9 protein-coding genes are annotated in these 11,013 nt (G+C 35.1%); 5 read left to right on the forward strand and 4 right to left on the reverse strand.

All coding sequences use genetic code 11. The features are described from left to right. The coding region (locus tag F5ESL0233_RS03060) for an SLAP domain-containing protein (protein WP_199692570.1) at positions 1 to 1,973 on the forward strand (1,973 nt) is incomplete at its 5' end. Positions 1,974 to 2,105: 132 nt separating this feature from the next. Here the strand turns inward: F5ESL0233_RS03060 and F5ESL0233_RS03065 are convergent. The 3 genes from F5ESL0233_RS03065 to rpsD form a co-directional block, all read right to left on the reverse strand. Beyond that, on the reverse strand, positions 2,106 to 3,413 hold the full coding sequence (locus tag F5ESL0233_RS03065; protein ID WP_090091722.1) for a replication-associated recombination protein A: 1,308 nt from the start codon (positions 3,411 to 3,413) through the stop codon (positions 2,106 to 2,108). Beyond that, a complete protein-coding gene (locus F5ESL0233_RS03070; protein WP_122058684.1) occupies positions 3,413 to 3,886 on the reverse strand; it encodes a DUF1694 domain-containing protein in 474 nt (157 codons plus the stop codon). Before F5ESL0233_RS03070 ends, F5ESL0233_RS03065 begins: the two co-directional genes overlap by 1 nt. Positions 3,887 to 3,957: 71 nt before the next feature. Then, positions 3,958 to 4,569: a 30S ribosomal protein S4 gene (gene rpsD / locus F5ESL0233_RS03075; protein WP_090091726.1), complete on the reverse strand. Its 612-nt coding sequence runs from the start codon at positions 4,567 to 4,569 to the stop codon at positions 3,958 to 3,960. Between the two features lie 372 nt (positions 4,570 to 4,941). Between rpsD and ezrA the strand changes: the two genes are divergently transcribed. Next, entirely contained in the window at positions 4,942 to 6,657 is a 1,716-nt protein-coding gene (gene ezrA / locus F5ESL0233_RS03080; RefSeq protein ID WP_122058686.1) for a septation ring formation regulator EzrA, read from the forward strand. 256 nt (positions 6,658 to 6,913) lie between these two features. Beyond that, entirely contained in the window at positions 6,914 to 7,060 is a 147-nt protein-coding gene (locus tag F5ESL0233_RS08240) for a hypothetical protein (RefSeq protein ID WP_158593119.1), read from the forward strand. 220 nt (positions 7,061 to 7,280) lie between these two features. On the opposite strand, the gene F5ESL0233_RS03085 is transcribed toward F5ESL0233_RS08240, so the two are convergent. Further along, positions 7,281 to 7,760, reverse strand: coding sequence for a hypothetical protein (locus F5ESL0233_RS03085; RefSeq protein ID WP_122058688.1), 480 nt, complete (start codon positions 7,758 to 7,760; stop codon positions 7,281 to 7,283). A gap of 791 nt (positions 7,761 to 8,551) precedes the next feature. Here F5ESL0233_RS03085 and F5ESL0233_RS03090 point away from each other — a divergent pair. Further along, positions 8,552 to 9,709: a cysteine desulfurase family protein gene (locus F5ESL0233_RS03090; protein ID WP_122058689.1), complete on the forward strand. Its 1,158-nt coding sequence runs from the start codon at positions 8,552 to 8,554 to the stop codon at positions 9,707 to 9,709. A 6-nt stretch (positions 9,710 to 9,715) separates the two neighbouring features. After that, a complete protein-coding gene (gene thiI / locus F5ESL0233_RS03095) occupies positions 9,716 to 10,933 on the forward strand; it encodes a tRNA uracil 4-sulfurtransferase ThiI (protein ID WP_122058691.1) in 1,218 nt (405 codons plus the stop codon). The last annotated feature ends 80 nt before the right edge of the window (positions 10,934 to 11,013 follow it).

Genomic DNA, 11,013 nt, shown 5'->3' on the forward strand with positions numbered 1-11,013 from the left:
TTAAGGATGATGCCAACAAAGCAATTGATCAAATTGTGACTGATAGTAAAGCCGCTAAGGACAAGGCTGATTTAGCTGCTGCTAAAGCCAAGGCTAAGGCTGAAATTCAGGCAGAAGCTGATAAGGTCAAACCTGGCTTAATTAACCAAGCAGATAAAGATGCAGTTGATACAATTGCCAAAGATGCGATTAGTAAGATCGACGATCCAACAATGACTGATAGTGCGGCCGTAACTACAACTAAGGACAAGGCAATCGCTGATATTGATGCTGTTAAGGATAGTGCTGGTAAGACCGATTTAGCTGCTGCTAAAGCCAAGGCCAAGGCTGAAATTCAGGCAGAAGCTGATAAGGTCAAACCTGGTTTAACTAATCAAGCAGATAAAGATGCAGTTGATACAATTGCTAAAGATGCGATTAGTAAGATCGACGACCCAACAATGACTGATAGTGCGGCCATAACTACAACTAAGGACAAGGCAATCGCTGATATTGATGCCGTTAAGGATAGTGCTGGTAAGACTGATTTAGATAAAGCTAAAGCCGATGCTGCAGCAGAGATAGCACAAAGTCATAAGGATGCTATAGACAAATTGCACACAAACTTTGGACCAGATGCGGATACTTCAACAACTGATAAGGCTTTTGAAAATCATAAAAATGCAACTGGATCATCGGCAGCTGCTATAAATAAGGATAAATTAGCCGCTGAAAAAGAGATAGCCAAAGGTGCAGTAGCGGATGCTGCAGCGAATGCTAAGAAAAAAGTTGATGATCTTAAGCATACTGATAAAACAGATTATACTAGTGAAGAAAAGAAAGCTATCAAGGATAAAATTGATCAAGAAGTAGGTAAAGCTAATGGGACAATTACTACTCCTGGAACAATTGATCAAGCACCAAATGCTACTGAAGTAAATAAAGCTCGTGATGAAGCAATTAAAAATATTGTTAATAACTTAGTACCAAATGCAGGTAACGGAGGCGGAACTGACAATGGAACTGGTGGCACAGGTAACGGAGGCGGAACTGACAATGGAACTGGTGGCACAGGTAACGGAGGCGGAACTGGCAATGGAACTGGTGGCACAGGTAACGGAGACGGAACTGGCAATGGAACTAGCAATGGCACCGGTAACGATCAGGAAAAAGGTAAAGATATTACTTTAATGCATAATGCATATGTTTATGATAAAAATGGGCAACGCAGCAATAAGGTCGTTCTCAAAGCTGGTTCAATTGTGACAACTTATGGTCTTGAAAATATTGCTGGGAGACAATATTATGTTGCTATAGATCAAGGTGCAAGTAATAGAAAATACTATATTGCAGCTGGTAATGCACAATACCTTGTACAGAAGTTAGGTCATAATTCTTATATTTATAATAAATATGGTAAGAGGATTAAAACAGAACCAACTTTGAAGAAAGGTACGAAAGTGAAAACATATGGCGTTCCTGTAAAGATTAGGGGTAAAAAGTACTTTATAATCGCTACTAATCAGTATGTTAAAGCTGCCAATGTTTTGCGATCTCAGCTTGCTACTAAAATTGAACGTGTTGCAGTAACTTCTAATACACTAGTTGCTGACAATAATACTAAGCCATCAGTTGAAAAGACGCTTAAACATAATGCGTATATTTATGATGGGACTGGAAAGCGTAGCAACAAGTTAATCTTAAATGCAGGCTCTGTAGTTAATACAACTGGTCAGAAGCAGATTAATGGGAACTCATACTATACTTTAGACAATGGTATGTACATAGCTGCAGGAAATATTGACGGAAAAAAGTTAAGCTTAGGTCACAATGCTTATCTTTATAGTCAGTATGGTAATCGGGTCGGCAAAAAGGTTTTAAAGAAAAATCATCTTGTTAAGACATACGGTAGTCCTGTTAAAATTAAGAGTAAGATGTACTATATTACAGACAATAATAAAAATGTTAAAAAAGCTAACTTTAAAGTAAAGTAGTTTCTTAATTAAGTAAAACGCGCCTAAGATTTATGACTTAGGCAAATAAAAAGGGCAGAGAATTTAATTTCTCTGCCTTTTTATGTATTTTTAGCTACTTAAATTTATTTAAAACGCAAGTCTAATACTTGTTTAACTATTCTGTAAGCCATTTTTTTGCATATCATGAAGAATTTTATATTGTTTTTGCAAGCCTTTCTCAATTTTAGAATTGCCTTTCGGCATAAAATATTGTTTACCTAATAACTTATCAGGAAGATATTGTTGGGGCACCCAATCGCCAGGAAAAGAATGAGGATAAATATAATTTTTCCCATGTCCTAGATTTTCAGCACCTTGGTAGTGTGTATCTTTTAAATTATTCGGAATACTGCCATAATCTTGTGTACGTATATCTGCTAAAGCTGCATCAATTGCACTAATTGCACTATTACTTTTAGGTGACAAAGATAGTTCAATCACCGCATTAGCTAATGGTATTCTTGCTTCAGGCAAGCCTATACTTTGAGCTGTTTGAATTGCAATTACTGCATGCTGAACAGCTGCAGGATTAGCAAGACCAATATCTTCATATGCAATTACGCTGAGACGACGACAGATTGAAATTAAATCACCGGCTTCAACTAACCGAGCTAAATAATGCAGTGCAGCATCAGTATCAGAGCCGCGAATTGACTTTTGGAAAGCTGAAATGAGATCATAATGTCCGTCGCCATCAGCATCAAAATTTTGATTACGCATTTGGATTGAATTAGCCATTTCTTGTTGGTCAATTGTAAAACCTTTAGCAATATTTTTCTTTGCCGTAAGTAATTCCTGTTTGGTTGAACGAGTAGCTAATTCCAAGCCATTTAAAGTTGAACGTAAATCACCATTACCATTTTCAATTAATAATTTTTTGGCCGCAGGAGTTAACTGGACTTGATATTTGCCTAATCCATTTTCTTTGTTTGCTAAAGCGCGATCAATTGCTGCACTTATCTCATCAAATTCCAGTGGTCGCAATTCGAAAATTTGACAGCGAGAACGAATTGCAGGTGAAATTGATATATATGGGTTTTCAGTAGTAGCTCCAATTAAAATGATTTCTCCTGATTCAAGCATTGGCAGTAGATAGTCCTGCTTAGTTTTATCTAAGCGGTGAATTTCGTCTAGCAGTAAAATCACAGTACCACTCATTCTGCCTTCTGTAGCTACCTGTTGCAATTGCTTTTTACCATCGGTAGCAGCGTTAAGCATGCGAAAGGCATATTTAGTTGAACCAGCAATTGCACTAGCAATACTTGTTTTACCAATGCCTGGGGGGCCATAAAGAATCATTGAGGACAATAATTTTGCTTCAACCATGCGCCTGATAATTTTCCCAGGACCAATTAAATGCGATTGACCTACAACTTCATTTAAATTCTGAGGTCGCATTCTATAAGCTAACGGTTTCATTATTTATCCCCATTAAAAAAATATCGCCAAAAGCCAATTTTTTTTTGCTTTGTCTTATTCTGAGGTAATGCTACTTTTTCCATTTCAGGAGCGTAAACCTGTTTAATCTCAATTCTCATTTTATTAATTGCTGTTTTGGCAACAACTAAAACAGCAGTATCATCAGGATTTGTTTGAGCGGTCTCATTATTAATAAGTGTAAAAGTAATCTTATATTTACTACAATTGGTTTCAATTTTACTTAAAAATTCATCTTTCAAATTAATATTTAACAAAATTTCATAGCCAATATAATCTTTAAAGTGAGACAAAAAAAGTTCCATTAAGCTAATATCTTGAGTTTCAGCATTAGTCATTCTAACTAGAACTCGTTCACGCAAGGAACCTAAAAATCTTCTGTGTTCATCAGGCAGCGTTTGGGGACTAATACCTTGGGCAGCATTAGCCACTCTAGTATTTAAATCTTCAGACATTAATTGTTGTCTCCTTTCAAGTAAGAAAAAAACCCCTCCTAAATGGGAGAAGGGGCTTTCGTATAAAGAAATTAAAGTAACTTGTTGTAGTATTCAACAACTAGAGCTTCGTTAATTTCTGGTTCCATTTCATCACGTTCTGGAAGACGTACAAGAGAACCTTCCAACTTGTTTTCATCAAATGAAACAAATGATGGACGAGCTACAGCTGCTTCAAGAGCATCCTTAACTTGTTGTAAGTTCTTTGACTTTTCCTTTAAGCTGATGATTTGACCAACTTTAACTTCATAAGAAGGAATATCAACGCGCTTACCGTCAACAGTAATGTGACCGTGGTTAACTAACTGGCGAGCTTGTTCTCTAGTAGTAGCTAAGCCTAGGCGGTAAACAAGGCTATCTAAACGGCATTCAAGTAAGCTCATAAAGTTAGTACCGTGTTCACCTTCACGAATCTTACCAGCGCGTTTAAATAATGTTCTAAATTGACGTTCGTTTAGTCCATACATCCAACGCAATTTTTGCTTTTCATGTAACTGCTCACCATATTCAGATAAGCGACCACGTGAATTAGGACCGTGTTGACCAGGAGCATAGTTACGACGACTAAGTTCCTTACCAGTACCAGAAAGTGAGATACCTAATCTTCTTGAACGTTTCCAACTTGGACCTGTATATCTTGACATAAAATCCTCCAATAAAATCTGATAACAGTTTTTGGAGTAAAATATTACATATAAGTTCAACATTCGTGCATCTTAATTTTCATTTTCGCCTGTTGCAGCGTCGGTTACTCGTTCACTAAAACGTATTAAGATGTTGACGTTCTTGTCACTTATGGCTGCAAATATTTTACACGTCCCATATTATAACGATTAAACTATGTTAAAGCAAGAAAAAGTCGTTAAGTTAGTATAATAAGGAAATTTTTATCCTTTTAGATTTAATCATGCTTTAGCTAAATTTTTTCGCCAGCTAAATTATTGTCTATTTTGACAAACTGTATAGCACAGTATTAAATAAATTTGGTATAATTGGGTTAGTTTTGGAGGAAAAATATGTCACCAACTCAGTCCATAGTTGTAATAATTACAATTTTAATCATTATTATTGTTATAGCATTTATGCTCATTGTGAATCGAAGACAGCTACACGAAATTATTGGGCTTGATGATCTGATTGCTAAAATAGACCGAATGAACCTAGATGCAGATATTGTCAATCTTGATAAAATGGATTTAGCAGGTGAAAGTCTGACAACATTTAACACTTGGCGTAAAAGTTATGAACAAACAGCCAATAAGAGAATACCTCAAGTTCAAGAACTTCTGGATCAAGCTGCAGGGCAAAATACTTCCTATCATCTCATTAGGGCACACAAAAATATTAAACAAGCTCAAGCAATTATGCAGTCAACTTTTGAAGATGCCAAGAATACGAATGATGTTTTTACGGAATTGCTTGAATCAAACCGTGAAAATCAAATGCAGTATGAGGATTTAAATAAAAAATATCAAAAAATGCGTAAACAGGTTTTAGCTGGATCTTTTGAATATGGCTCTGCTCTTGATAAGTTAGAAGATGAACTAACTAATGTAGAGAGTGATTTTGCGGAAGCCAAAAGTTTGACTGCACAAGGAGATCAAGTTGAAGCTAAGCGAGTTCTGTCAAAAATTAGAGCGGCAATTATTTCTATTGACAATGTCTTGCCTAAAATTAGAGCTGATAGACGTGAACTTGACACAATATTTCAAAATCAGTTAAAGGAATTAACAGAAGTTTATAAGAAAATGAAAGCATCCAGGTTTTGTATTAATCAAGTTGATGTTTTAGCTGAAATCAAAAAAAATTATGAGCTGGTTGATAATGCAGGACAGCTGTTAACCCATTTAAAAATTGAAGAATTAGACCAACAAATTAAAAGTATTAAGTCTAATATAGCTGCTTTATATCAACTTTTGGAGAATGAATATAAGGCGCGTCCATTTGTGGAAGACAATCAAGATAAAATTCAACGCTTGCTGTCACATCAACAGGTCGAGGCGAAAGATTTAATTCAAAAATTAAGGCACATTGATGAAAGTTATGAATTGACACATAATGAGCTCGAAGCTAGTCGTAAGCTTGAATTGGAAGTTAACGATATGAATCGTCAATATACAGTTGATACACAAAATCTTGCTGACGGTAAAGGCGTGTATTCAGAAATTAAAGCTTCATGGTTGCACATATTGGAGAGATTGCGGGTAATCAGTTCTAAACAAAAAGCGATGGCTCAAGATGTTGATGGCTTGTATGACGCTGAAAATATTGCAATTGATTCAATTAACCGGTATAAGCAAGAAGTGTCATTGGTTTATCGACGCTTAGAACGTAAAGAATTACCTGGCATGCCTGATACTTTTGTGCAAATGTACACTTTAGTTGTTAATGAGATTGGTCATGTGGCTAAAGAGCTTAATCAAGTTCGAATTAATATGGAAAAAATTTCCAATGAATTAATTAATATCTCCGATGATGTTGAACGGTTAAAGCGTGAAGCTGATGATATTGTTAATTCGGCAAGTTTAGTTGAGTTAACCATGCAGTATTCTAATAAATATGCAACAAATAATGCTGTGAGAGTTGCACAAAAAACAGCATTACAACTATATAGCCAAGAATATAATTATAAGGAAGCACTTGATACGATTGCGACAGCTATTGAAAGAGTAGAACCTGGTTCATATCAGCGCTTAGAAAATCTTTATTACTCAGAAAAAACAAACAGCTAATATTTAAAAGCAGACCTAATAATCTAGGTCTGTTTTTAAATAAAGAATGATTAATAAGATTTAAATTTATTTTTCAACACATTATTATCAATAATTTAAGCTGAGGAACAGTTTTGACCCGTTTTTTTAGAATCATATTATTGTACTTTTCAGATTGTTTGTTCGTTACATATAAATAAATTTCACGAGTGATTTTTTCGTTTTCGTGATCTATGCAGAGAGCCAGATAATTGCATAACACGATTACGTTATAGGTATGAAGTACAATGATATAGCTGAAAAATATAGCATTCCATTAATAATGGATAACAAAAAGAAAAATATCTTAGGTCCAATTAATGGTGGTAAAGGATTAAATAAATTCACACAAGATGCAATTCTAAAAGAAGCAGGCTTAAAATAAGTCTTCTTTGCTACATCTGTTATCCTTTAATAAATAGATGAATTTTATTTTTTAGTAAAAAAGAATCCTATAAAATTAGGATTCATTAATGCCATCCGGCTTTGATTTTGCAAACTAATATTAGTGAAAAAAGATTTGTCTTAATTTAGTGCGACTTTTTGTTAACTTTATTTAATGGCTATTATGTAAAGTTGACAGTGGTTTAACTGATACTGATTTGCTATTTACCGATTTGTTGCATGTAGCCGGCACCTTTAACTTCATAAGAATAGTCATGCTTTATTTTATTTCTTGTATAGACAGTGAAATATCCCATATTGTAGTAAGACTTCATTACTCTTCTACCTTGTACTTTGCTTCTGGATAACCAGAACGAACCAATTTCTTGGTAATGATAGTTAGACTTATTCATGTCATAATAAGGTCTACCATTTTGCTTATAGCGCATTACATGCAATTTTTGAGTTCCCTTTTTATTTAAACTACAACTAACTTTGCCGTCATATATAAATGCATGTTTAGTAATTTTTATATGAGTCCATTTGTTGTGTCCTTTATAGGCGTACCAATTACCTCTTAACTCTGTGGGAGTAGCATTATGTCCCACATATTTAGCCTGGACTGTTGATGAAAATACCATTCCAGTTACAGTAAACATTAGTGTAGCAGCTAAAGCTTTTAATATTTTTTTAAATTTCATTTTTTCTCCTCATTTCAACACTAAAATATTAGCGTTTAAAGAAAGCGCTATCAATTATTGGTGATAAAGAAATATAGCTAAAATTAAGAGTTTTATATAGAATAAAATATACTATCTAAAATCTAATTATGAGTGAGGTAGTCTCGCTGCTTAGCTATATCTAACAACTTATTATATTTTTTTCTAGTAGAAGTGGGTAAAGCGTCTAGTTTACTAGCAAGTAAGTTCTGAATAACCTCATTAACTATTTTACTGTAGGATACTTCTTCTTTTTCATTTGGTTTAGCTGATGAAAACTACTATAATTGAGCAGCAGTCGCTAAAAAGTATAGGGCAATGATTTGGGCGGAACCAAATCCAAATAATGATAAAAAGTTAAGTATGTTTTAAGTATGTTAAAGTACAACGATGGTATTGAAGTTAACTGGTTTACCTTTGAAAGCTGACAAATTGAATAGAGGCTATCTGCTAAGTGGAGTACGGTGAAAAAATAAACATTATTTTGAACAATATTATTAACTATTTTTTAAACAAGTCACCCATTCTGGACACTGGTCTGGAGTAATTTATTTTTGTGTAAACTTCTATAAAAATTTTCCGATTTGTAAAAGACTGTTAAGATGTTAGAATAACTATTGGCAAAAAATCCTGATGTCTCCCATTTTGGGGGCGTAAAAGGGACAGAAATATGGATTTTTCACGAATTTAAGTGAATTTATACGAAGCTAATTATGCTATAAAACACTGATATGAGCGAAAAGTGTAGAAATACATGGGGATGATTTTATTACATGATATATTTTGACAATAGCGCAACGACTAAAATTGATCAAGAAGTTTTAGATACTTATACTCAAGTTGCACAGAATATTTGGGGTAATCCATCTAGTTTACATAAATTAGGTGATCGGGCATATCAATTGCTAGCAAGCTCACGTAAACAAATTGCTCAGCTGTTAGGTACTAAAACCAATGAAATTTTCTTTACTTCTGGCGGTACAGAATCAAATAATTGGGCAATTAAAGGAACGGCTTTGCAAAAACAAGCATTTGGGCATCACTTAATCACTTCTAGTGTTGAACATGCTTCAGTAGCAAATGCTTTTACTGCCTTGGAAAATTTGGGCTTTCGTGTAACTCGTTTACCTGTTGATAAAGCAGGACGCGTTAATGTCAATGATTTGCGTAATGCATTAGATTCGGAAACAACCTTAGTTTCCATTATGGGAGTTAATAATGAAATTGGTACTATTCAACCAATTGAGGAGATCAGTGATTTATTAACTAATTATCCCAATATTCATTTTCACGTTGATAATGTGCAAGCACTTGGTAAAAATATTTGGTCACAGGTTTTTACACCGCGAGTTGATTTTTCTAGCCTTTCGGCTCATAAGTTTCACGGCCCTCGGGGAACTGGTATTCTTTACAAGAAAGCGGGGAAGATGGTTTTGCCACTGCATGATGGTGGTGGTCAAGAAAAAGGTTTGCGTTCAGGTACTGAAAATTTACCCGCAATTGCAAGTATGGCTAAAGCAATACGTTTGCTCTTAGCTAATGAAAAAAGTAATGCTGTCAAAGAAGAGACCATTAAAGATAGGATAGTTAACTATCTACAGGATAAACCAGGAATTAAAATTTTTTCACCAGTAAATGCGGGGTTTACACCACATATTTTGTGTTTTGCGCTGGAGGGAATTAGGGGTGAAACACTTGTTCACACCTTAGAAGAGCATGATATATATACGTCTACGACTTCTGCTTGTGCATCAACAAAAACTGATCAGGCAAGTACACTAGTAGCGATGCATGTGGATGATAAAGAAGCCACAAGTGCTATTCGTTTGAGTTTTGATGAAACTAATACTTTAGCCGAAGCTGATGAATTTATTAGTGTTTTTGACCAGATTTACCGTCATTTTGCCCCAATTAATCACTTAGGAGAATAAGATTTGATGAAATATACTGAAATTATGGTTCGCTATGGCGAACTTTCAACTAAAGGAAAGAATCGAAAGGATTTTATTGGTCGTTTAGCTGGTAATGTTACTAGGGTATTACGCGATTTCCCGCAAATTGAGCTTCATCCGCGTCATGATCGGATGCATATTGTCTTAAACGACGCACCTTTTGCAGAAATAGATCAGCGTTTAAAGAAAGTTTTTGGTATCCAAACTTATTCACCAACAATTAAGGTAGAAAAAACACTGACTAAAATTGAAGAAACTGCTCTTGCTTTGATGAAAGAGACTTACCAAGAGGGAATGACTTTCAAGGTTAATACCAAGCGTAGTGACCATAACTTTACCTATGATACGAATGAGTTAAATCAATTAGTGGGGGACTATCTTTTTAAAAATATGTCCAACTTAAAAGTAGAAATGAAACATCCTGATTTGGTATTAAGACTTGAAGTTCGCCAAGATGCAGTATATATTTCTAACCAATTATTGCATGGCGCAGGTGGGATGCCTGTTGGAACTGGAGGTCGAGCAGTGATGATGCTTTCAGGCGGAATTGATTCTCCGGTTGCATCATACTTAGCCTTGAAGCGGGGGGTTGACATTGATATGGTTCATTTCTATAGTCCGCCATATACGACTGAGAAAGCCCTCAACAAAGCTAAAGAATTAACAGGAATATTGGCTAACTATGCAGGACGAATTAATTTTATTGCAGTTCCATTTGCCGAAATTCAAGAAACTATTAAAGAAAAGTTACCAGAAGGTTATTTGATGACAGTTCAACGTCGTTTTATGTTACGTTTAGCAGATCAAATCCGAGCTAAAAGAAAAGGACTAGCTATTTTCAATGGAGAATCTGTGGGACAAGTGGCCTCGCAAACATTGGAGTCAATGGCAGCAATTAACGATGTAACCACAACTCCGGTTGTGCGCCCAGTTGCTACAATGGACAAGACTGAAATTATTCGTTTAGCTGAACAAATTGGTACCTTTGATTTATCAATTCAACCATTTGAAGATTGTTGCACAATCTTTGCCCCACCCCGTCCTAAAACTAAGCCAAGAATTGATAAAGCACGCGAATTTGAAGCACGGCTAGATGTTGAGGGCTTAATTGAGCGCGCCCTAGCTGGTATTAAAATAACGACTATTTATCCTGGTGATAAATTTATAGCCGATAAAGCATCAGAAGATACTGCACTGCTATAAAAAACATGCTATAATGCTATCTAAAGAAATAATCAAGAGGTATTAATCTTATAAGTAGAGAAAGGTCCATAGTTGGTGAA

It is taken from the genome of Lactobacillus sp. ESL0233 (assembly GCF_003692995.1).
In the GTDB taxonomy this organism is placed as follows: domain Bacteria; phylum Bacillota; class Bacilli; order Lactobacillales; family Lactobacillaceae; genus Lactobacillus; species Lactobacillus bombicola.